We start from the raw sequence: 23,739 nt of genomic DNA, 5'->3' as shown, positions 1-23,739 counted from the left end.
TTGTAGTGATTCATGGTATAATATACATGTAACAGTATGGATTATAATGTAATAAGGTATAAGCTAGAAAGGAGGTAAAATATGTTAGAAAAATTATCCTTTATTGAAAATAGATATAAGGAATTAGGCAAGAAGATAATAGATCCCGAGATAATAAACAAAACAAGTGAATGGCAGAGATTAGTTAAGGAACATGCAGAGATAGAACCTATTGTGATGAAGTATAGAGAATATAATAAGACCATAGAGACTTTAGAAGAGGATAAGGAAATGTTAAAGGAAAATTTGGATGATGAAATGAAGGAATTATTAAAGGAAGAGGTTGCTGAAAATGAAAAAGCTATTAAAAGCTTAGAAGAAGAGCTAAAGATTCTTTTAATACCAAAGGATCCAAATGATGAGAAAAATGTTATTGTTGAAATAAGAGCAGGTGCTGGTGGAGATGAAGCTGGACTATTTGCTGGAGATCTACTTAGAATGTATAGTAGATATGCAGAAAGACAAGGCTGGAAAGTTGAAATAATGAGTACCAGTGAACAGGGAGTAGGTGGATTTAAAGAAGCCATATTCATGATAAAAGGTAATGGTGCTTATAGCAAATTAAAATATGAGTCTGGTGTTCATAGAGTTCAGAGAGTTCCTGAGACAGAATCCAGTGGTAGAATCCATACATCTACTTCTACAGTAGCAGTACTACCTGAAGCAGAAGATATAGATATAGAAATAAATGCAAGTGATATAAGAGTAGACGTATATCGATCTTCAGGAAATGGAGGTCAAAGTGTTAACACAACGGATTCTGCAGTAAGACTAACTCATATTCCAACTGGAATGGTTGTTTCCTGTCAAGATGAGAAATCACAACATAAGAATAAAGATAAGGCCATGAAAATATTGAAGAGTAGACTGTATGATAAAATGATGAGGGAACAACATGATGAAATAGCACAGGAAAGAAGAAGTCAAGTTGGGTCAGGAGATAGATCCGAAAGAATAAGAACATATAACTTCCCACAAGGAAGAATAACAGACCACAGGATAAATAAAACGGTCCACAGATTAGACTCATTCTTAGATGGAGAGTTAGATGAGATGATAGATGCTCTTGTAACATCAGATCAAGCAGAAAAATTAAAACAAGTAGGATAAAATACGATTTCATGTCTTATTTGAAATATAATATTATTCCAGCAATAAATCCTGATACTATTCCTATTGATGAAGCCCTTCCTTTGTGAAGGGTTTTAGCATTTGGTATTATTTCATCACAGATTATATAAAGCATAGTGCCTCCTGCGAAGGATAAACATAGAGCAATTATGTGAGGTGAAAATGTTCCTAAATATCCACCTAAAAGAGCACCTATTCCTGTAGGAGCACCTATTAATAATGTACATAATATGATTTTAAAAGGGGATTGTTTACTAATCTTCATTGGAATAGCCATTGATATTCCTTCTGGAATATTATGCAATAGCATAGCTATAGAGAGGGTTGGTCCTAAGTGAGACATAGTCAAAAAACTAGATCCCAAAGCTAATCCTTCAGGGAAATTATGTATTGCTATGCTGATACCCAATAACAAGCTGCTCTTTATAAAGGGGTTTTTGGACATACGTTCTATATGGTTTTCAATAAATATAATCAATAAAATACCCAATATTATCCCTATAATTGTTGTAATTATACTCCCTGATACAAAGAATGATTCTGGAAGAAGATGAAAAGTTACAATAAATAACATGAAACCGCCAGTTATTCCCAACAGAAAGCTCATTATTCGGTTTGTATTTTTAACAAATAGAGAGGCAATCCCGCCTAACCCTGTGCCTAGCATACCTACTAAAAATCCACACAATGTTATATAAAATAAATTATACATATTCTCACCCTTTCATTCTATTAATATTACAACATTAAAATATTAAGAACTAAATTTATATATTCGATTTCAGTTTATTTCTTGTATTGTTTTAATAATTGATAAAATAATGTATAATATATAGTTGAAAAAATAAAAAAGAAGGGACATTATGGAAACTAAAATAGTAAAAGTGAATAATATAAATTCAGAAAGAAAACTTATAATGGAAGGTGCTAAATATATCAAAGAAGGGAAATTAGTAGTATTCCCGACAGAGACCGTATATGGTCTTGGAGCCAATGGTCTTGATGAAGAAGCGGTGTTAAAAATATTCCATGCAAAAGGTAGACCTCAAGACAATCCGTTGATACTTCATGTATCATCAATGAAAGAAGTTAAGTCTTTGGTAAAATCAATTTCTACAGAGGCAGAAAGATTAATGGAAAAATATTGGCCAGGACCATTGACCATGTTATTTCAAAGAAGTGATGCCATACCAGATATTATAACAGCTGGCCTTGATACTGTAGCCATAAGGATGCCTAATAATTCCATTGCATTGAAGCTTATTGAAATGAGCGGTGTACCTATTGCTGCACCTTCGGCTAACACTTCTGGTAAGCCTAGTCCTACATCGGTTCAACATGTAATAGAGGATTTATATGGTAAAGTTGACATGATAATAGATGGCGGAGCTACAGGTGTAGGTTTAGAATCCACTGTTTTGGACCTAACAGGAAATATACCCATGATATTAAGACCTGGAGGTATAACTTTAGAAGATCTGCAATACATAATTCCTAATGTAGAATTTGATTTAAGTATAATAAAGGATAACGAAAATATAATTCCAAAGTCTCCTGGGCAAAAATATAGACATTATGCTCCAAAGGCTGATATGATTGTGTTCACAGGGGAAGTTGACAATATAGTAAATACTATAAAGGAAAAGTCAAATGAATTAACAAAGCAAGGCAAATCAGTGGGAATAATGGCTACAGATGAAACAAAAGATAGATATGATGAAGAAATTGTAATTTCTGTAGGCAGTAGAAAAAATAAGGAAACAATTGCACACAATTTATTTAATGCTATAAGATTATTTGATAAAAAAAATGTGGATATAATTCTTTCTGAGGGTGTAGAATTATCACATATAGGTATTGCAATAATGAATAGGTTAAAGAAGGCTTCAGGAGGAAATATTATAGAAGTATGAGGAGCGATTTATATGAATATACTTTTTGTTTGTACTGGAAATACTTGTAGAAGTCCAATGGCTGAAGCATTAATGGAAAAAATGGCAAAAGAAAAAGAACTAAATGTGAATGTGAAATCAGCAGGAATATTTGCTTTAGAAGGTCAGCAAGTTTCTAAGGGAGCTATTGAAGCATTAAAATTAGAAGGGATAAATATAGACAGCTATAGGGCAAAGATTATTAATAGACAATTATTGGAGAAAGCAGATTTAATTTTATCCATGAGTGTGTCTCATAAAGCTGAGCTGCTTTCTAAATATGATTTTATCAAAGGGAAGATATATACTCTAAAGGAATATGCATATTCAAAAGAGGAAAACATAGAAGACCCATATGGTGGAGACATGCATCTTTATAATAAGGTAAAAAAAGAGATTAAAGATGCACTCAAAGAAGTAATTAAACAATTGGAAAAGGACAATTAACAAGGAGGAACATTATGAAAATTGGAATAGGTAGCGATCATGGTGGATATGAACTAAAGGAATATATAAAGGAATATCTTTATGAAGAAGGTATAGACTATGTTGACTTCGGCACTAATTCTTTGGATTCTGTTGACTATCCAGATTATGGAGAAAAACTTTCAAGAGCAGTTGTATCTGGTGAAGTAGATAGAGGTATTGCTATATGTGGTACTGGAATAGGAATATCAATTGCATGTAACAAGGTAAAAGGCATTAGATGTGCTCTCTGTGAAAATATTTATTCTGCGAGAATGAGCGTTGAACATAATAATGCTAATATTCTTGCATTAGGTGGTAGGGTTATAGGAAAAGATTTAGCAATTGAAATAGTATCTACTTGGCTTGATTCAAAGTTTCAAGGAGGAAGACATGAAAGAAGGGTAAATAAAATATCTAGCATTGAGGCCAATTTATGATATAATTATACAGAAGTTTTTATAAACAATAGGAAAGGAGTTTTTCAGATGGGAAAAATTGTTGTATTAGATCACCCATTAATTAAGCACAAACTCACATTTATTAGAGATAAAAACACAGGGACTAAGGAATTTAAAGAGTTGGTTAAAGAGGTTTCCACACTAATGGCTTATGAAGTAACTAGAGATTTACCATTAGAGGAAATTGAGATTGAAACACCTTTAGCTAAAACTAAATCTCAGGTTATTTCTGGGAAAAAGTTGGGATTAGTACCTATTTTAAGAGCAGGCCTGGGAATGGTAGAAGGAATGCTTGATCTTCTTCCTGCAGCAAAAGTGGGACATGTTGGGCTCTATAGAGATCCGAAAACATTAAAACCTGTAGAATATTATTGTAAATTACCTAAGGACGTTGAGGAAAGAGAACTAATAGTATTGGATCCGATGTTGGCTACTGGCGGATCTGCAGATGCTGCTATTAATTTCCTAAAAAAAGAAGGTGCTAATTCTATAAAATTGGTATGCTTATTAGGTGCGCCAGAAGGAATCGAAGTAATTCAACAAAAACATCCAGATGTAGACATATACTTAGCAAATATAGATGAAGGATTGAATGAACATGCTTATATAGTCCCAGGCATTGGAGATGCAGGAGATAGATTGTTTGGTACTAAATAAACAGCATGGATATAGGCGAGCTAAAGTTTACTGGCTCGCTTTTAGATTATAAATAAAGGGGGCGTGTAATGTGCTTTTAGGAATAATAGGGGGTATGGGACCTTTAGCAACCTGTGATTTTTTTCAAAAGATTATCAATATTACTCATGCAGATAAAGACCAGGAACATTTGCATATTATAATTGATAATAATACAAATATTCCAGATAGGACAGATTATATCTTGGGCAAAGGCGAAGATCCACGAATAGAATTGATAAGATCAGCTATAAGGTTGGAAAATATGGGGGCAGATTATATAGCAATTCCATGTAATACCGCTCATTATTTTTATGATGATATTACAAGGTATATCAAAGTTAAAGTATTAAATATGATAGAAGAAACTGCTCTCTATTTAAAAGACACTTGTCCCGAAAATAAGGACTATCTATTATTAGCTACAAAGGGGACATATGAAACAAATGTCTATGATAATATATTTCAAAAGTTTGGTTTAAATATTATAGAACCCAATGATAAAGATAAAGATGCGATTATGGATTGGATATATGAAGTAAAATCTTCAAAGTTTGATGTAACCCCAAGAGATTTTGAAATACTTACCAATAAATATATAAAAGATAAAGACATACCTGCTATACTAGGATGTACTGAATTATCTACATTGGCTGATAAAATTGATTTGACAATAAAATATATAGACTCCATGGATGTTCTTGCTAAACGTTGTGTTGAATTGTATGCCCACACATCCACTGATTCTTGATTGACTTATTTATAATAATAATATACAATTTTAGAAGAACTTAAACTTAAGGGGAGAAAATATTATGGAAAATGTGGTAATTCCATTTATTATAGCAGTATTTATATCGTTATTTATGACACCAGCAGCAAAAAAGGTGGCAGTTAGTTTAGGAGCTGTAGATATTCCTAAGGATAATAGAAGAGTACATAAGAGGCCAATGCCTCTGATGGGTGGATTGGCTATTTATGTCTCTGTTATAGTGTCATCTTTGGCATTTTTGCCAGTAGATAAAACTCTTATATCCATAATTATAGGTGGAACATTAATATTGATATCGGGAATAATAGATGATATGAAGGGATTAAGTCCAAAAGCAAAGCTAGCGTTTCAAATTATAGCTGCTGTTGTTTTAATATATGGAGATGTAAAAATAGATGCAGTGACCAATCCTTTTGGAGGTCCAGGTTCTGTATTGGTATTGGATGGTTTTTCTATTCCTTTAACAATATTTTGGGTAGTTGGAATTACCAATACATTGAATTTGATAGATGGATTAGATGGTTTAGCTGCTGGAGTAACAATGATTTCCAGTTTATCCTTTTTATTTGTTGCTAACAGGTTTAATTATTTACCAATAATGATAATGTCAGCAATAGTTGCAGGATCTTGTTTAGGATTTTTACCTTATAATTTCAAACCTGCAAAGATATTCATGGGTGATACAGGAGCATTGTTCTTAGGATTTATTTTAGCTGCTCTTTCTATAGAAGGAGTTATGAAATCTGTTGCAACAATAGCAGTAATTGTTCCTATAATAATCCTAGGAGTTCCTATATTTGACACTACATTTGCTATATTTAGAAGATTATTAAATGGGAAATCCATCGCCGAAGCAGACAAGGGACATCTTCATCACAGATTGTTGCAGAGAGGATTTTCGCAGAGGAATACGGTATTGATTTTATATGCTATAAGTGCAGCATTTGGAATCTGTGCTATTTTAATATCATCAATTGACAGTAAAAAAGCTGTAATGTTTTCAGTTATAATATGCATCATTATAATATTACTAGCTATGAAGATGGGACTTATAAGTTCTAAGAAGGAGGATAAGGATGAAGATTAAAGTTATGACAGTATTTGGGACAAGACCAGAAGGAATAAAGATGGCTCCTATAATAAAGACGATGGAAAATACTCCTGATATTGACAATACAGTATGTATAACTGCTCAACATAGAGAGATGCTAGATCAAGTTCTTAATCTTTTTAATATAGATCCGGATGTTGATTTAAATATATTCAAGCCAGGCCAGACTTTAACTGAAATTACTATGAGAGCATTGCAAGGCCTAGAAGATGTAATTAAGAAAGTAAAGCCTGATGTGTTGTTAGTTCAAGGGGATACTACTACTGTACTTTCTGGAGCATTAGCAGCATTTTATCAAAAGGTTAAAATAGGTCATGTTGAGGCAGGATTAAGATCGGGAAATATTTACTCACCTTATCCAGAAGAAGCAAACAGAAAATTGACTGGAATTCTTGCAGATTTTCATTTTGCGCCTACAAAGATGAATAAGAATAATCTGTTGCAAGAAGGATATCCAGAAGATAAGATATTTATCACAGGAAATACTGTAATAGATGCTCTTCAATATGCGGTTAAGAAAGGATATAATTTTAAAATACCTCAATTAGATGACATGGATTATGAAAATAAAAAAGTGATACTAATAACAGCACATAGAAGAGAGAACATAGGAAAACCAATGGAAAATATATTTTCTGCAGTTAATAAAATAGTATTAAAGTACAATGACGTAGAATTAGTTTTTCCTATTCATTTAAATCCAAAGGTCAGAGAAATAGCATATAAGGAATTTAATGGAAATGATAGGGTTCATATAATAGAACCATTGGATTATGAACCCTTTACAAATTTAATGGCTAGATCTCATCTTGTAGTAACTGATTCAGGTGGACTTCAAGAAGAAGCCCCAAGCTTAGGGAAACCAGTGTTGGTAGTAAGAGAGGAGACAGAGAGACCAGAAGGAATTGAAGCAGGTACTGCTAAGCTAGTAGGTACAGATTATAATAATATATATAATACTTTGGATATTTTAATATCCGATCATAAAGAATATGCTAAAATTGCTAATGCAATTAATCCTTATGGAGATGGAAAAGCTTCTGAAAGAATTGTGGATATTATACTTAAACACGATACTGTTCGGTAATAGAGGTGATTTTGTGAATCTTCTAAAGAACAATCAAGAGTGTTTAAACTTTTTGTTAGATTCTTTAGCAGAAGGTGTTTTCGTAGTAGATGAAAACAATATTTGCTATGGAAATAAAGCTATTCTAGATATGTTGAATATAGATAAGCAGGAACTCAAGACTGTTGATTTCCCAGATTTTATCAAAAATGAAAAATTAAAGAAACATTTCTATCTAAATGGCATAAGGAGAGGAGAGGAGTTAGATTTAAATGGTAATCATCTATCCTTAAAGTATATTCCTTATTGTTCACGAGAAAGAACACTGGCTCATATATTCATAATTAGAGATATAACAGATATCAAAGATTCTCAAAGCCAATTAATAGAGGAAAAGATGAGTTTGGACATGATAGAAGACCTTCTGGAATATGCCTATGAAGGATTTGCATTAGTGGATAATAAAGGCAAGATTGTAAAATGGAATTATGAAAAACTTTTAGGTATTAGTGAAAAAGATGCAATTGGAAAGGCTGTTGAGGATGTAATAGAAAATACCAGATTGCATATAGTAGTGAAAACAGGAAAAAAAGAGATAAGAAATATTCAGAGAATTCAAGGTTATGATATGGTAGCTAATAGAGTTCCTATTATACGTGGTGGAAAGATAATTGGTGCTGTAGGAGCCGTGTTGTTTAGGGATGCTAGTGAAGTAAGGATAATGGCAAAGGAACTAATCGAGTTAGAAAACAAGATCAATGAATATAAGGGAGAAATTGAAAGATTACAGGGTAGTAGATATACTTTTGATAGTATTATAACTCAAAATCCGAAGATGGAATATTTAAAAAAGCTAGGAAGAACAGCTGCTCAATCCAATTCCACAGTTTTGATTCTTGGAGGATCAGGCACAGGGAAGGAACTGTTTGCACAAGCTATTCATAAAGCCAGTTATAGAAAATTTAGTCCTTTTATTCCAATAAATTGTGCTGCTATACCCAGAGAATTACTGGAATCAGAATTGTTTGGATATGAAGCAGGGGCCTTCACTGGAGCAAAAAGAGGAGGCAAACCAGGCAAATTTGAATTAGCTAATGGAGGCACAATATTTTTAGATGAAATTGGTGATATGCCTTTAGAAATGCAAGTAAAACTATTACGAGTATTAGAAGAAAAAAGATTTGAGCGTGTAGGCGGTAACAAAAAGATTACTTTAGATGTAAGGATTATTGCTGCAACTAACAAAAATATAGAGGATGCAGTTGAAAGAGGTACATTTAGGGAAGACTTATACTATAGATTAAATGTAATTAATATAGACATTCCTCCCCTGAAGGAGAGAATAGATGATATTCCATTGTTGGCAAATCACTTATTAGTTAATCTCTGCGAGGAGTTGGATATGGAAAGAAGGGAATTGAGCAAAAAAACTATAGAGATACTGATGAATTATAAATGGCCAGGTAATATCAGAGAGCTTAGAAATATATTAGAAAGAGCCATAACCATTTCAACAGGAAATGTAATATTACCAGAGCATTTACCAGAAAGGCTTTTAAACAGCAGAGGTTATTTTAAAAGAAATGTTGAAAAAATACGTCCGTTAAAAGATACAGTAGCTAATGCAGAAAGACAAGCTATAATAAATGCCATAATTAAATCTAAAGGGAATAAAACCTTAGCAGCAAAAAAGCTGGGAATTCATAGAACTGCGCTATATAAAAAGCTAAATAAATATGATTTAGATTTATGATTGTAGATAAATGTATACAATTGATTAGAATTTGTATACAGATGTCTACAATTATTTGTTTTCTATCTATTTAAAAGGTTTATATTCCTAAAAAATACATATATCCAATAAATAAAAAAAGGAAGTGTGTAGTTGATCAACTACACACTTCCTTTTTTTAAACTATTCAAAGTGTATAGTTAATTATACATTGCATATTGAAAGCTAGGGAAATACCTATCGTTTAAAAGGATATTGCTGATTAAAGTACGAAAAATTGGCACAAGATTTGCTTTAATAATAATTAAATCTACCAAATTATACTAACTGTTTTTTCAATCAACTAATGACCTAACTAAGGAACTTATTTATATAAGTTTTGGTGGATAAGCGAATGTTAGTAAAAATTTGAATTCTGGAGGTTGTTATTATGAGAGAAATTGTTATTGCATCAGCTGTTAGAACACCAATTGAAATTTTTAGTGGAAGTTTTAAAGGAGGAGTATAAATGTTTAAAAAGTTTACAAATGGTTGTGTGGAACTTGTTCAAAAATATCTTCCAGATCCATTTTTATTCGCGATTGTTCTTACTATTCTTGTATTTATTTTAGGGATAACTGCAACTGGACAAGGACCCATTAAAATGGTTGCTCATTGGGGTAATGGTGTATGGAGTTTGCTAGCATTTTCAATGCAGATGACACTAGTACTGGTTACAGGTCATACAATGGCAAGTGCGCCAGTAATGAGAAAAGGCCTTACTGAATTAGCATCTATACCTAAAACTCCAACACAAGCAATATTTGCAGTATCCTTGATTTCTGCTATTGCATGTTGGATAAATTGGGGATTTGGACTAGTTATAGGTGCACTATATGCAAGAGAACTAGCAAAACAGATTAAGAAAGTTGACTACAGACTTTTAATTGCTGCAGCTTATTCAGGTTTCCTTGTATGGCATGCAGGAATATCTGGTTCTATACCTCTTATATTAGCAACACCTGGGGAAGCTTTATCAGAAGCTACACTAGGAGCTGTAGTAGAAGCAATACCTACAACTCAGACAATATTTTCATTATTTAATTTAATTATTTCGGCGGCTATAATAATAGCACTATCATTAATAAATAGCGCAATGCATCCAAAGGAAGAAGACGTTTATGAAATAGATCCAAAACTACTTGAAGATCCAGAGCAAGAAGTAATTGTTACAAAAGTAGTCATGACATCAGCTGAAAAGATGGAAAATAGTCCAGTTCTTTCAATGATAACTGGTATACTTGGAATTGCATACATAATATATCACTTTAGCACAAATGGGTTTGACTTAAACTTAAATATTGTTAATTTAATATTCTTGATAGTTGGTATTATACTTCATGGAACACCAAGAAGGTATCTAAATGCGTTGCAAGAAGCAGTAAAAGGTGCAGGGGGAATCATATTACAATTTCCATTCTATGCAGGTATTATGGGTATGATGACAGGAAAGAGTGAATTAGGAGTATCACTTGCAGGACAGATGTCACATATGTTTGTTTCAATATCTACGCAAGCAACATATCCATTGTTTACATTTCTAAGTGCGGGCCTTGTAAACTTTTTTGTACCTTCAGGTGGAGGTCAATGGGCAGTACAGGCTCCTATTATGATGCCAGCAGGTTTACAATTAGGTGTTGACTCTGCTGTTACAGGTATGGCTATAGCTTGGGGAGATGCTTGGACAAATATGATTCAACCATTCTGGGCACTTCCAGCATTAGGAATAGCTGGTTTAGGTGCAAGAGATATTATGGGATATTGTTTGGTAGATTTATTAATTTCAGGAGTCATTATATGTGCTGGATTCTTGATTCTAGTTTAGTAGCAAGTTGAAATTAACTTTAAATTGGATAAAAATATTTTGACTTTTCACATTTATAATAACAGTTGGCATAGAGTTTGCATTAAATTTATATAAAGCTATTAATTAATATAGGTATATTTAAGAATGAAGATACTTAGTTAAAAATTAGAAGTCTAGCATTTTAAAGTATTGTTGGATAAAAAATGCTAGTATTAAAATTTGAATTCTGGAGGTTGTTATTATGAGAGAGATTGTCATTGTATCAGCTGTTAGAACACCAATTGGAACTTTTGGTGGAAGTCTTAAAAATGTTTCAGCTATACAATTAGGTACCATTGTAGCAAAAGAAGCTATGAAAAGAGCAAACATCAAGCCAGAAATGGTGGAGGAAGTTATATTTGGAAATGTATTACAAGCTGGATTAGGACAGAATACAGCTAGGCAGGTTTTAATACATTCTAATATACCAGTAGAAGTACCTTCGTTTACAGTAAACAAAGTTTGCGGATCTGGACTTAAAACTATAGCATTGGCAACTCAAGCCATAATGGCTGGGGAAGCTGATATTATATTAGCAGGAGGAACTGAAAACATGTCTCAAGCTCCATATATATTAAAAGGAGCAAGATGGGGGCAAAGAATGGGTGACGGGGTTATAGAAGACTACATGGTACATGATGGTCTATGGGATATATTCAATGATTATCATATGGGTATTACTGCTGAAAATGTTGCAGAACAGTGGAATATACCCAGAGAAGAACAAGACCAATTTGCATTAACAAGTCAATTAAGAGCAGAACAAGCCATAAAGAGTGGGAGATTTAAAGATGAAATTATTCCAGTAGAAGTTCCTCAGAGGAAAAAGGATCCAATAGTAGTGGATACTGATGAGCATCCAAGATTTGGATCGACTATTGAAGGAATGCAAAAATTAAAACCAGCTTTTAAAAAAGATGGCACTGTAACAGCAGGAAATGCATCAGGTATTAATGATGGAGCAGCGGCTTTAATCATTATGTCTAAAGAAAAGGCTAGAGAATTAGGTATAAAGCCTTTAGCAACTATTGTATCCTATGCTTCTGCAGGTGTAGACCCGAAGGTAATGGGAACAGGCCCAATACCAGCAACTAAAAAAGCATTACAAAAGGCTAACACATCGATACAAGATTTAGATTTAATAGAAGCGAATGAAGCTTTTGCGGCGCAATCCTTAGCTGTGATTAAGGAATTAGGTTTGGATGTTGAAAAGACAAATGTTAATGGAGGAGCTATAGCATTAGGACATCCGATTGGAGCTTCGGGAGCAAGAATTTTGGTTACTCTATTATATGAAATGGCAAAAAGAAATTCTAAGAAAGGACTTGCAACTTTATGCGTTGGCGGGGGTCAAGGTATAGCTGTTGTAGTTAAGAGATAGTCATTTCTTTTGTTTAGGGAACAAGGAAATTAGATAGAGATTTATTCCATATTTGAAAATTGGAGTATTTCTTTTAGAATAACTAAAGATAATGAAGATTTATAACAAGTTTGACAAAATTACAACATACATATTTTGGTTTTGGAAAATGGGTGGAGGTGTTTTTTATGGCAAGGATTATTTCGATGGATGAAGCTGTTGAACAGATAAAAGACGGTATGACTATCATGGTTGGAGGATTTTTAAGCTGTGGTACTCCCTGTAAACTAGTAGATGCATTAGTGGAAAAAGGCGTTAAGGATTTGACGTTGATTTGTAATGATTCAGGGTTTGTTGATTCTGGTGTAGGTAAACTAGTTGTAAACAGACAGATTAAAAAACTAATAGCTTCCCATATAGGTACTAATAAGGAAACGGGAAATCAGATGAATTCAGGTGAAATGGAAGTAGTACTAGTACCTCAAGGGACTTTAGCAGAACAAATAAGAGCTGGAGGTGCAGGATTAGGGGGATTTCTAACACCAACAGGAGTAGGAACAGTAGTACAAGAAGGGAAAAAGAGGATTGAAATAGATGGTGAAGAATATCTTCTTGAATTGCCGCTAAGAGCGGATGTAGCATTATTGCTTGGTTATAAGGTGGACAGAAAAGGTAATATAGTTTATCGAGGAGCTACAAGAAACTTCAATACCATTATGGCAACTGCGGCAGATACAGTAATAGTTGAAGCTGAAAATATAGTAGAATCAGGAGAAATAGATCCAAATGAAGTTATTACGCCAGGATTATTTGTAGATTATATAGTTGGTGGAGGTGATAGATAGTGGATAAGAAGGAAAGAAAGCAGTTTATAGCTAAAAGAGTTGCTAAGGAATTAAAAGATGGAGATATAGTTAATTTAGGTATTGGATTGCCTACAATGGTGGTTAACTACATACCAGAAGGCATGAATATATCCTTTCAATCAGAGAACGGATTTATAGGGTTAGGGCCAGCTCCTAAAGAAGGAGAAGAGGACAAGGATGTAGTAAATGCAGGAGGTCAGCCTGTAACTATTTTACCAGAAGGAGCATTTTTTGATTCTGCCACTTCCTTTGGAATAATTAGAGGAGGCCATGTTGATGTAACTGTTCTTGGAGCCTTACAAGTAGATAAAGAAGGGAATTTAGCAAATTGGATGATTCCAGGCAAGATGGCACCAGGAATGGGCGGTGCTATGGACTTAGTAGTAGGAGCAAAAAGAGTGATCGTAGCTATGGAGCATACTGCCAAAGGAAACCATAAAATACTTGACAAATGTAATCTTCCTTTAACTGCTGCTAATCAAGTAGATATGATTATTACTGAAATGGGAGTAATGGAAATTATAGAAGAAGGAATACTTTTAAAGGAAATTAATCCTAAATTTACAATTGATCAAGTACAAGAAGCTACAGAAGCTAAACTAATAGTTACAGATGATTTAAAGGAAATGAAAATTTAATTATTAATATAAATATAAAAACTAATAAAAGTCCTTAAACAAGGGCTTTTATTAGTTGCATATAATATTTTAATTGGGTATTAAATTAAAAATTTAACAATTTTAATTTGCAATATTTTTAAATTTAAAGTATATTATTATTGTATGAATATTAATAATTAATAAATTTTACTTAAGAAAAAATGTTGGAGTGTTTAGCTTGAATAAAAAAAATGATAAAAAAGTTTTTCAAAATTTGGCTTTAATAACTCAAATTGGGTTATCAATAATAGCTCCAATATTATTAGGAGTTTATTTAGGTGGCGTTATAGACAAATTTGTTGGAACCCAGATGGCATTTAGATTGATATTTATAATTTTAGGTGCAGGAGCAGGGTTTTTAAATTTACTCAAATTAGCAAATAAAAAAGATAATAAACGGAAGTGAACTAATGAAAAGTGATAAAAATTTATCATACGTGATTATAAAAAAAACAATTGTATATAGTTTAATAATTATTGGTATAATCTTTTTGGGATTTAAAAATTATAAACCATTAATTTTAGGATTTGTTTTTGGGACAACTATAAGCATATTGGGATTTAAGTTATTGGAAAATACAATTAACAACTCGATAAAGATGAGCCCTGATAGAGCTTACAGATACACGATATTTCATTACTTTGTTAGATACCTTATCTATGGAATAGTTCTTATTGTTGCAGCCATAGCAAATTATTTAAGTTTTGTCACAACAGCAATTGGATTATTTATGATAAAGATAGTAATCATTACATATACCATTTATGATAGCTTCTTCAAAAGAAAGAATAGAAAAAAATGATAATGAGTAATCACATTTAAGAAATTTGTTATACTATTTATATAATAAGTAAGAAAGGAGGGAGTATATTTGTTTGAGATAACCTTAAATTTATTTGGAAGACAAATTTATATACCTGAGTCTATCGTAAATGTTTATATTGTAGTGATTTTATTATTAATATTAGCAGCAATTGCAAATAGGAAGGTTAAAGAAGCAGATCCAAATGAAAAACCTTCTGGATTTTTAAATGTGATTGAAATGGCTGTAGAAACAGTTGAAAATTTAGTTAAACAGACTATGGGAGAAAAACAAGCATGGTTTGGACCTTTTATATTTGCTCTTATGGCCTTTTTGCTGGTAGCAAATCTATTTGGATTATTAGGATTTACACCACCAACGTCTGATTATAGTGTAACTCTTACATTAGCATTAGTTACATTTACTTTAACCCAATTCTATGGAGTTAAGAACAATGGCATTGGAGGATATTTAAAAGGATTTTTAGAGCCTTTACCATTTTTATTACCACTTAATGTGTTAGGGGAATTAGCAAATCCTATATCATTATCTTTCCGTTTATTTGGAAATATACTAAGTGGTGTAATCATTATGTCGCTTATATACAATGCATTGGGATTTATTGCTCCAATCATTACACCACCACTCCATGCATATTTTGACTTGTTTTCTGGAGTATTACAAACGTTTATCTTCTCAATGTTAACAATGATTTTTATTGGTGGTAATTTCGATGATTGATTGTGCTAATAATACAATATTCTAAATGAGTATAAAAATTAAAAGGAGGAATTAATAATGTTACAAGGAATAACAAGTGAAGCTTTTATATTAGGATGCTCAGCTATTGGTGCAGGATTAGCTATGATAGCAGGTATAGGGCCTGGTATAGGACAAGGGAATGCAGCTGGACAAGGTGCTGCAGCAGTAGGAAGACAGCCCGAAGCTCAAGGTGACATTACTAGAACGATGCTATTAGGTCAGGCAGTTGCAGAGACTACCGGTATTTATGGGCTGGTAATTGCTATAATTCTACTATTTGTTAGACCACTATTAACAGCATATTTGAACCTAGGATTATAAAAAGAAAGGGTTCCATTATCTTAGAGGAACCCTCCTAAATACCCCTTTAAAAAGGAGGCTTTGTTATGAATGTAAGGGTATTACCAGAACTCTCATCAGTAATTCTGACCCTAATAGCAACATTTATATTGTTTTTAGGATTAAGAAAATTATTATATAAACCAGTTTCTAAGATTCTCAATGATAGAAAAGAAAATATAAAGAATGAGATAGATGAAGCTAAAGAGATAAGACAAGAAGCAATGAAACTGAAAGATGAGTATGAAGCTAGAATCGCTGAAGCAAGGCAAGAAACACAAGAGATAATTGAAAGTGGAAGAAAAAGAGGCGAAGAAGTAAAAGAGAGTATTGTAACTGAGGCAAAAGAAGAAGCAAATAGCATAATAGAAAAAGCTAAAAAGGAAATAGAAGCTGAAAAGGAAAAGGCTCTGTTGGATATAAAGACTCAATCTGGAGAGATGGCTATTTTAATTGCTTCTAAAATAATTCAAGAGGAAATGGATTCAACTAAACAACAGAAATTGATAAACAAATTTGTTGATGAGGTAGGGAGTCAAAAATGGCAAATTTAATAGGTAGAAGATATGCTTTTGCTTTATTTGAAGCTGGTATAGAATTAAATAAGTTGCAACGATTTAGGGAGGATATGTTGAAAGTAACAGATGTTTTAATGAAAGAGGTAAGCCTTCGAAAAATACTTTCTCATCCAAAGGTTTTAAAGAGAGAGAAGAAGGATTTACTGAATTCAGTATTTAAAGATTTAGTATCCGTAGAAGTTCTAAATTTCTTATATATTCTAATAGACAAAAGAAGAGAAGGAACAATTATAGAGATAAATAAGGAATTTGAAAAGTTATTCAATGAGCATGAAAATATAGTAGAGGTTACTGCCATTACATCAGTGGAAATGGATGACGAAGGTAAGAAAAAATTAGCTAAAGCATTGGAGAACAAATTAAATAAAACAGTGAAATTGAAAAATATTGTAGATGAAGATGTAATAGGCGGTGTACTATTAAAAATTGAGAATAAAATAGTAGACGGAACTATTAAGGGACAATTAGAAGAAATTGAAAAAGCTATGAAAGGCGCAACATTATAGGAAAGCTGGGGTGAAAAAATGGAGTTAAGACCAGAAGAAATTAGTTCTGTTATAAAAGAACAGATTAAAAAATATAAGAAGAAATTGGATATGGTTGACGTAGGTACAGTACTTACGGTTGGAGATGGTATAGCTAGGATCCACGGATTAGAAGGATGTATGGCTAATGAATTAATTGAATTTCCAGGTGGAGTTTATGGTATGGCTCTTAACTTGGAAGAGGACAACGTAGGATGTGTACTTTTAGGATCTGATAAGGATATTAAAGAAGGAGATACAGTTAAAAAGACTAACAGAATAATAGAAGTTCCAGTTGGAGATGCAATGATAGGTAGAGTTGTTAACTCCCTAGGTCAACCTGTAGATGGAAAGGGACCTATAAATGCAACTAAATTTAGGCCTATAGAGAAAGTTGCACCAGGTGTTATTACTAGGGAATCTGTAAATGAACCGCTTCAAACTGGAATAAAGTCAATAGACTCTATGTTCCCAATAGGTAGAGGACAAAGGGAACTTATCATTGGAGATAGACAGACTGGAAAGACTGCAATAGCAGTGGACACAATTATTAATCAGAAAGACCAAGATGTTATATGTATATATGTAGCAATTGGACAAAAAAGATCTACAGTAGCTCAAATAGTTGATACATTCGAAAGACATGGAGCTATGGATTATACTGTGGTTGTTTCTGCAACTGCAAGTGAATTGGCACCATTACAGTATATTGCTCCTTATGCTGGAGTTAGCATTGGAGAGGAATTTATGTCTAATGGTAAAGATGTACTTATCGTTTATGACGATTTATCTAAACACGCTACAGCATATAGAGCAATGTCATTATTGCTTAGAAGACCACCTGGACGTGAGGCTTATCCAGGAGATGTATTTTATCTACATTCAAGACTACTAGAAAGATCTGCAAAGTTGAATAAGGACTATGGTGGAGGTTCTATAACTGCATTGCCAATTATAGAAACCTTAGCCGGAGATATTTCTGCATATATTCCTACAAACGTTATATCAATTACAGATGGTCAGATATTCTTAGAGACAGATTTATTCTTTGCAGGAATTAGACCTGCTATAAATACAGGACTTTCAGTATCCAGGGTAGGAGGAGCAGCTCAAATAAAGGCTATGAAAAAGGTAGCTGGAAGCCTAAAGCTAGAGCTTGCTCAATATAGAGACTTAGCAGCTTTTGCTCAATTTGGTTCAGAACTTGATAAGGATACGAAAGAACAGTTAGAACAAGGTGAGCGAATAATAGAGATACTTAAGCAACCTCAATACAGTCCTGTAAGGGTAGAACATCAAGTTATAGTTCTATATACTGTAATAAATAAACATCTAACTGATATACCTGTGGAGAAAGTAAGTGAATTTGAAAATGACTTTTTGAATTATGTGGATAACAATTTCCCTGAAATAATTGATTCAATAAAGGAAACTAAAGATTTAACTGAGGAAACTGAAAAGAAAATAGATGAAGCTGTTACTGAATTTAAGAAAAGCTTTTAGTATTCCCTAAAATATGGGGGTGAATTAATTGGCAGAATCAACAAGAGATATCAAAAGACGGATAAGAGGTATAAACAATATTAAACAGATTACTAAGGCAATGGAACTTGTATCTTCTGCAAGACTCAGAAGAGCTAGAATAAAATTAGAAAAATCAAGACCCTATTACAATACAGTTTATGAAAATATAAAGGAAATACTTGGAGAACTAGGAAATATAAATCATCCTTACCTAAATATGAGGGATGTTGAAAGAAGTTTATATATAGTAATAACTGCTGATAGAGGATTAGCTGGTGGATTTAATGCTAATGTTAATCGAATGGTAGAAAATGAAATCAGAAATAAAAAGGATAAGGTTTCGTTAATAGCAGTTGGCTCTAAGGGAAGAGACTACTTTAAAAGTAGGGGATACGATGTTAAAGCTGAATTTGTAGGTATGACAGAAAACCCTTCTTTTTCTAATGCAAGAAATATAGGAAATATAGTTATGGAAATGTATGAAAAGGAAGAAATAGATGAGGTTAAAATAGTCTATACTGAGTTTATATCCACTATTTCTCAAGAAGCTAAAATGCTAAAATTACTTCCTAGTGATTCTTTAGCAGAAGAAAAGAGTGAAAAGAAGAAAAGTGCTATTGTAGAGTTTGAACCTGATGCAGATGAAGTACTGGATTATTTGATTCCAAAGTATATTCAATCTGTAATATATGGAGCTTTAATAGAATCTTCTTGTAGTCAACAAGGGGCAAGAAGAACTGCTATGGAAAATGCGACAGACAATGCAGAGGAAATGACAGATGAACTTGAATTAAGCTTTAATAGAGCCCGTCAAGCAGCCATTACTACAGAAATTTCAGAAATTGTTACAGGTGCTGAAGCTCTTAAGTAATAGAGAAAGGAGTGGAGATATGGAAAACAATATAGGTAAGATAGTTCAGGTAATCGGACCTGTAGTTGACATTAGATTTAGTGAAGAAAATTTACCAGAACTATTAAATGCAATTGAGATAAAGAATGGAGAAAACAAATTAGTTGTAGAAGTAGCTCAGCATATTGGAGATGATACTGTTAGATGTGTAGCTATGAGTACAACTGATGGTTTGGTAAGAGGTATGGAAGCTATAGATACCGGAGAATCTATAGCTGTACCTGTTGGAAGAGAAACATTGGGTAGATTATTCAATGTATTGGGTGAAAATATAGACGGTAAAGAACAAGTTAAAGCTGATAAGGCTCCTATTCACAAACCAGCTCCTAGCTTTGAAGATCAAGCAACTTCTCAAGAGATGTTTGAAACTGGGATCAAGGTTGTTGATCTTATAGCTCCATATTCAAGAGGTGGTAAGATAGGATTATTTGGTGGAGCTGGTGTAGGGAAAACTGTTCTTATACAGGAGTTAATCAATAATATAGCAACTGAGCATGGTGGTATTTCAGTATTCTCAGGAGTAGGAGAGAGAACTAGGGAAGGTAATGACCTGTACTATGAAATGATTGAGTCAGGAGTAATAGATAAAACTGCAATGGTATTTGGTCAGATGAATGAACCGCCAGGAGCAAGGATGAGAGTAGGACTTACTGGTCTTACAATGGCTGAATATTTTAGAGATCAAGAAGGGCAAGATGTGCTATTGTTTATCGACAATATATTTAGGTTTACACAAGCTGGTTCGGAAGTATCTGCCCTATTAGGAAGGATGCCATCTGCTGTAGGCTATCAGCCAACATTAGCTACAGAGATGGGTGAGCTTCAGGAGAGAATCACTTCTACTAAGAAAGGTTCTATCACATCGGTGCAAGCTGTATATGTACCTGCTGACGACTTGACTGACCCAGCACCAGCAACTACATTTGCTCATTTAGATGCTACTACTGTATTGTCACGTGAGATTGCAGAAATGGGAATATATCCTGCAGTGGATCCATTGGATTCCACATCAAGAATCCTAGCTCCAGATGTTGTAGGTCAAGAGCACTATAATGTAGCTAGAGAAGTTCAAGAGGTATTGCAAAAATATAAGGAGTTACAAGATATAATTGCAATTCTTGGGATGGATGAGCTTTCTGAAGAAGACAAAGTGACAGTTTCACGTGCAAGAAAGATACAAAGATTTTTATCTCAGCCATTTACTGTTGCAGAGCAGTTTACAGGAATGCAAGGTGTCTATGTACCAATAAAAGAGACTGTAAGAGGTTTTAAGGAGATATTAGAAGGAAAACATGATGATATTCCTGAGCAAGCTTTCTTCATGGCAGGTACAATCGATGACGTTTTAGAAAAAGCTAAAAAGATGGAGGGTTAATTATGGCTTTTAAACTTGAAATAGTTACTCCTGACAAAGCTTTTTTTTCTGATGAAGTAGATATGGTCATCGTAAGAGGAGTAGAAGGAGATTTAGCTATTTTAAAAAATAGAGCTCCTCTAATAACGCCTCTTGATATAGGAAAGATAAGGATAATAAACGATGGAGAAGAAAAGGTAGCAGCAGTAACTGATGGATATATTTCTGTCACTAAAGAAAAGGCTACTGTCATTACAGATTCTGTTGAATGGCCTGAAGAAATTGACATTGAAAGAGCTGAGAGTGCTAAGGAAAGAGCAGAGAATCGTTTGAGAGAAAAAAAAGAAGGATTAGATGTGGCTAGAGCAGAACTTGCACTACGAAGAGCTTTAAATAGGTTGGATATAGCAAACTTAAAAGAATTTAACAATGAAAAAATTAACCAATAAGGTATAAAAAGTACCCTTTCTTGGTAATACTTTTACCATAGGAAAGGGTATTTTTTATGATAGAAATGTTTTGTCCCCCTTTACGTTTTTATCTGCAATACCCTTTTCCTTAATAAATGTTTGGAGGTTAGGGTATGAAACTTTATAAAAAATTTATAATATTAGGTATTATTATAGTTTTACTATTTCCAACACTTGGAGTAAATAGGAGAAAGAATTCAGAAATAGAACTTATGATGGAAATTCTCGAAAAAACTGATGCTACTTTTAAGGAAGGCGACATAAGTTTAGGTGGAGTTATACTTGACAGGTTTGTTGAAAAAGACGAAATGTTAGATTTTAAAGATAGAATTAGAAATGAACTAGGAATAAAGGGGATTTTAATTGACCGTAAAATAGTACAAGGTAAAGAATTAACAGGAGACTATTATTGGGAAGAAAAAATTGAAGAAGACGGGTTTAACCAAATAATGGTACAGGGGGTTGATAAGAAAAATAATTTGGTAACTTTTACATTATCATCCTATTCTTATGAAAAGGATAATTCTGGAGAGACATCTCTTTTTATCAACTTGATAAGCAATAATCCATTTGTTGAAAACAATGATATAATGTTGAAAGTAGAGAAAATTTTTGATGAATATGATAAATCTATGAATGTTACTTCTTGCATTGTTGGTACCATTAATGATAATATGAATATGGGTAAAAATGAAGATAAAATATTAGCTGCAACTAAAACTGTAAATGGAAAGATTATAGAGCAATATAAAGATGATGACACTTTAAGCTTTTCCATATTTACCCCTTATATAGATGAGTACATATATACGGGGGAAAATAAGATGAATCTGAATATTGCGATGAGATTTGATGAACATGAAAATAAAACCTATATTTTAATTGGGACACCTATTATAACTATTGGATACTAATAACAGGAGGAGATGAAATGGATAGGTTTATGGTTGAAAAGAGCCCTCCATTAAGAGGAAACATAAGAATAAGTGGAGCAAAGAATTCCGCATTGCCAATTCTAGCGGCTTCTTTGTTAGGGACAGAAGATATCATACTAGAGAATGTACCAAAATTAAAAGATGTAGAAGTAATGTGTGAAGTATTATCATATTTAGGAGCAAAAGTGGAATTATTGGATAAAGGAATTATAAAGATAAATTCTGCTAATATAAATAAACACGAAACACCTTATGAATTGATGAGTAGAATGAGAGCATCTTTTTTAGTAGCAGGTCCATTATTAACTCGATTAGGTAGAGCAAAGACGTCTTTACCTGGGGGTTGTGCCATTGGGACTCGACCTATAGATTTGCATTTAAAAGGTTTTAGAGCTTTAGGAGCAAGGATAGATGTAGATCATGGTAATATTGGTGCTCATGCAGATGAATTAATTGGGGAGAGAATTTATTTGGACTTTCCCAGTGTAGGAGCAACTGAAAATGTAATGATGGCTGCGGTAATGGCAGAAGGTGAAACCATAATTGATAATGCCGCTATGGAACCTGAAATTGTGGATTTATCTAATTTTTTGAACAAATTAGGAGGACGTATTAAAGGTGCAGGTACCAGTACCATCAGGATAAGAGGAGTCAAGAAACTAGGTGGGGCCACTCATTCGGTTATACCGGATAGGATAGAAGTTGGGACTTTCATGGTTGCAGCAGCGATAACTAAAGGCGATATCACAATTGAAAAGGTTATACCGAGTCACGTAAAACCAATGATTGCAAAGTTAAGGGAAACTGGATGTAAAGTAATAGAAGAGGAAGATAATATTAGGGTAATAGGTATAGATGAGCCAAAAGCAATAGATATCAAAACATTGCCTTATCCAGGATTCCCTACAGATATGCAACCTCAATTTATGGCACTCATGTGTGTTAGTAAAGGGACAAGTGTTGCTATTGAAACAGTCTTTGAAAATAGATTTATGCATGTAGATGAATTGAAAAGAATGGGAGCCGATATTAAGATAGATGGTAGATCCGCAATTATTCAAGGTGTAGACAGCTTGATGTCAGCTCCAGTTAAGGCTTCGGATTTAAGAGCAGGAGCTGCTTTAGTACTGGCTGGATTAATATCTGATGGAATTACAGAAATAAGTAATATCTACCATATTGACAGAGGATATGAAGATCTAGAAGAGAAATTTGCAAAACTTGGAGGAAAACTGTATAGAGCTTAATCAATTCACAATTAAAAACAAAAGGTCAGAGGATTAATAATATGGACGGCTTGGGTGAACTGCCCCATGTCAAGTAGACAACTAAATTAATTAAAAATTTATGCACTTATGGATGCATGGTTTCGATATTCTAAAGAAGC

26 protein-coding genes are annotated in these 23,739 nt (G+C 33.2%); 25 read left to right on the top strand and 1 reads right to left on the bottom strand.

The genetic code is table 11. The features are described 5' to 3' along the window. Positions 1-81: 81 nt before the first annotated feature. Positions 82-1,149 carry a peptide chain release factor 1 gene (gene prfA, locus K8M07_RS06685; RefSeq protein ID WP_223377130.1) on the top strand — a complete coding sequence of 356 codons (1,068 nt, stop codon included), beginning with the start codon at positions 82-84 and terminating at the stop codon, positions 1,147-1,149. Positions 1,150-1,165: 16 nt separating this feature from the next. Here prfA and K8M07_RS06680 read toward each other — a convergent pair whose 3' ends face one another. Continuing rightward, on the bottom strand, positions 1,166-1,882 hold the full coding sequence (locus K8M07_RS06680; protein ID WP_223377129.1) for a ZIP family metal transporter: 717 nt from the start codon (positions 1,880-1,882) through the stop codon (positions 1,166-1,168). A 151-nt stretch (positions 1,883-2,033) separates the two neighbouring features. Between K8M07_RS06680 and K8M07_RS06675 the strand changes: the two genes are divergently transcribed. The 24 genes from K8M07_RS06675 (at position 2,034) to murA (ending at position 23,599) form a co-directional block, all read left to right on the top strand. Continuing rightward, a complete protein-coding gene (locus tag K8M07_RS06675; RefSeq protein WP_223377128.1) occupies positions 2,034-3,083 on the top strand; it encodes an L-threonylcarbamoyladenylate synthase in 1,050 nt (349 codons plus the stop codon). A gap of 12 nt (positions 3,084-3,095) precedes the next feature. Then, positions 3,096-3,548, top strand: coding sequence for a low molecular weight protein arginine phosphatase (locus K8M07_RS06670; RefSeq protein ID WP_223377127.1), 453 nt, complete (start codon positions 3,096-3,098; stop codon positions 3,546-3,548). Positions 3,549-3,562: 14 nt separating this feature from the next. Beyond that, positions 3,563-4,006 carry a ribose 5-phosphate isomerase B gene (rpiB, locus tag K8M07_RS06665; protein ID WP_263282480.1) on the top strand — a complete coding sequence of 148 codons (444 nt, stop codon included), beginning with the start codon at positions 3,563-3,565 and terminating at the stop codon, positions 4,004-4,006. Between the two features lie 48 nt (positions 4,007-4,054). Continuing rightward, on the top strand, positions 4,055-4,684 hold the full coding sequence (gene upp, locus K8M07_RS06660) for a uracil phosphoribosyltransferase (RefSeq protein ID WP_223377126.1): 630 nt from the start codon (positions 4,055-4,057) through the stop codon (positions 4,682-4,684). Between the two features lie 70 nt (positions 4,685-4,754). Beyond that, positions 4,755-5,453, top strand: coding sequence for an aspartate/glutamate racemase family protein (locus tag K8M07_RS06655; protein WP_223377125.1), 699 nt, complete (start codon positions 4,755-4,757; stop codon positions 5,451-5,453). A gap of 64 nt (positions 5,454-5,517) precedes the next feature. Then, the gene (locus K8M07_RS06650) at positions 5,518-6,561 is read left to right on the top strand and encodes a glycosyltransferase family 4 protein (RefSeq protein WP_223377124.1); all 1,044 of its coding nucleotides are present in this window, start codon (positions 5,518-5,520) and stop codon (positions 6,559-6,561) included. After that, positions 6,557-7,672, top strand: coding sequence for a non-hydrolyzing UDP-N-acetylglucosamine 2-epimerase (gene wecB, locus K8M07_RS06645; RefSeq protein WP_317845480.1), 1,116 nt, complete (start codon positions 6,557-6,559; stop codon positions 7,670-7,672). Before K8M07_RS06650 ends, wecB begins: the two co-directional genes overlap by 5 nt. Before the next feature lie 13 nt (positions 7,673-7,685). Then, the gene (locus tag K8M07_RS06640) at positions 7,686-9,404 is read left to right on the top strand and encodes a sigma 54-interacting transcriptional regulator (protein ID WP_223377122.1); all 1,719 of its coding nucleotides are present in this window, start codon (positions 7,686-7,688) and stop codon (positions 9,402-9,404) included. Between the two features lie 487 nt (positions 9,405-9,891). Then, positions 9,892-11,247, top strand: a complete 1,356-nt coding sequence (locus K8M07_RS06635) for a short-chain fatty acid transporter (RefSeq protein ID WP_223377121.1) — start codon at positions 9,892-9,894, stop codon at positions 11,245-11,247. 223 nt (positions 11,248-11,470) lie between these two features. Next, a complete protein-coding gene (locus tag K8M07_RS06630) occupies positions 11,471-12,649 on the top strand; it encodes an acetyl-CoA C-acetyltransferase (protein ID WP_223377120.1) in 1,179 nt (392 codons plus the stop codon). Between the two features lie 167 nt (positions 12,650-12,816). After that, positions 12,817-13,473, top strand: coding sequence for an acetate CoA-transferase subunit alpha (atoD, locus tag K8M07_RS06625; protein WP_223377119.1), 657 nt, complete (start codon positions 12,817-12,819; stop codon positions 13,471-13,473). Beyond that, complete coding sequence (locus K8M07_RS06620) at positions 13,473-14,132, top strand: 3-oxoacid CoA-transferase subunit B (RefSeq protein ID WP_223377118.1); 660 nt, start codon at positions 13,473-13,475, stop codon at positions 14,130-14,132. The genes atoD and K8M07_RS06620 overlap by 1 nt, the downstream gene beginning before the upstream one ends. Positions 14,133-14,331: 199 nt before the next feature. Beyond that, a complete protein-coding gene (locus tag K8M07_RS06615) occupies positions 14,332-14,559 on the top strand; it encodes an AtpZ/AtpI family protein (RefSeq protein WP_223377117.1) in 228 nt (75 codons plus the stop codon). Between the two features lie 4 nt (positions 14,560-14,563). Further along, positions 14,564-14,956 (top strand): ATP synthase subunit I, encoded by a 393-nt coding sequence (locus K8M07_RS06610; protein ID WP_223377116.1) that lies wholly within the window; start codon positions 14,564-14,566, stop codon positions 14,954-14,956. 69 nt (positions 14,957-15,025) lie between these two features. Further along, positions 15,026-15,697 (top strand): F0F1 ATP synthase subunit A, encoded by a 672-nt coding sequence (atpB, locus tag K8M07_RS06605; protein WP_223377115.1) that lies wholly within the window; start codon positions 15,026-15,028, stop codon positions 15,695-15,697. Between the two features lie 57 nt (positions 15,698-15,754). Continuing rightward, the gene (atpE, locus tag K8M07_RS06600; protein ID WP_223377114.1) at positions 15,755-16,039 is read left to right on the top strand and encodes an ATP synthase F0 subunit C; all 285 of its coding nucleotides are present in this window, start codon (positions 15,755-15,757) and stop codon (positions 16,037-16,039) included. Positions 16,040-16,104: 65 nt separating this feature from the next. Further along, on the top strand, positions 16,105-16,611 hold the full coding sequence (gene atpF / locus K8M07_RS06595) for a F0F1 ATP synthase subunit B (protein WP_223377113.1): 507 nt from the start codon (positions 16,105-16,107) through the stop codon (positions 16,609-16,611). Further along, positions 16,599-17,141 carry a F0F1 ATP synthase subunit delta gene (locus tag K8M07_RS06590; RefSeq protein ID WP_223377112.1) on the top strand — a complete coding sequence of 181 codons (543 nt, stop codon included), beginning with the start codon at positions 16,599-16,601 and terminating at the stop codon, positions 17,139-17,141. The genes atpF and K8M07_RS06590 overlap by 13 nt, the downstream gene beginning before the upstream one ends. Positions 17,142-17,159: 18 nt before the next feature. Continuing rightward, positions 17,160-18,662 carry a F0F1 ATP synthase subunit alpha gene (atpA, locus tag K8M07_RS06585; protein ID WP_223377111.1) on the top strand — a complete coding sequence of 501 codons (1,503 nt, stop codon included), beginning with the start codon at positions 17,160-17,162 and terminating at the stop codon, positions 18,660-18,662. Between the two features lie 28 nt (positions 18,663-18,690). Further along, on the top strand, positions 18,691-19,554 hold the full coding sequence (atpG, locus tag K8M07_RS06580; RefSeq protein WP_223377110.1) for an ATP synthase F1 subunit gamma: 864 nt from the start codon (positions 18,691-18,693) through the stop codon (positions 19,552-19,554). Between the two features lie 19 nt (positions 19,555-19,573). After that, on the top strand, positions 19,574-20,968 hold the full coding sequence (atpD, locus tag K8M07_RS06575) for a F0F1 ATP synthase subunit beta (protein ID WP_223377109.1): 1,395 nt from the start codon (positions 19,574-19,576) through the stop codon (positions 20,966-20,968). Positions 20,969-20,970: 2 nt separating this feature from the next. Further along, entirely contained in the window at positions 20,971-21,396 is a 426-nt protein-coding gene (locus tag K8M07_RS06570) for a F0F1 ATP synthase subunit epsilon (protein ID WP_223377108.1), read from the top strand. Positions 21,397-21,530: 134 nt separating this feature from the next. Beyond that, the gene (locus K8M07_RS06565) at positions 21,531-22,331 is read left to right on the top strand and encodes a YwmB family TATA-box binding protein (protein WP_223377107.1); all 801 of its coding nucleotides are present in this window, start codon (positions 21,531-21,533) and stop codon (positions 22,329-22,331) included. 17 nt (positions 22,332-22,348) lie between these two features. Further along, a complete protein-coding gene (murA, locus tag K8M07_RS06560; RefSeq protein WP_223377106.1) occupies positions 22,349-23,599 on the top strand; it encodes a UDP-N-acetylglucosamine 1-carboxyvinyltransferase in 1,251 nt (416 codons plus the stop codon). The last annotated feature ends 140 nt before the right edge of the window (positions 23,600-23,739 follow it).

The sequence above is a fragment of the Schnuerera sp. xch1 genome (assembly GCF_019931165.1).
Classification (GTDB): domain Bacteria; phylum Bacillota; class Clostridia; order Tissierellales; family Tepidimicrobiaceae; genus JAIOUP01.
Note: the sequence above shows the minus strand (reverse complement) of the source record. Positions and strands in the feature narration are given on the sequence as shown.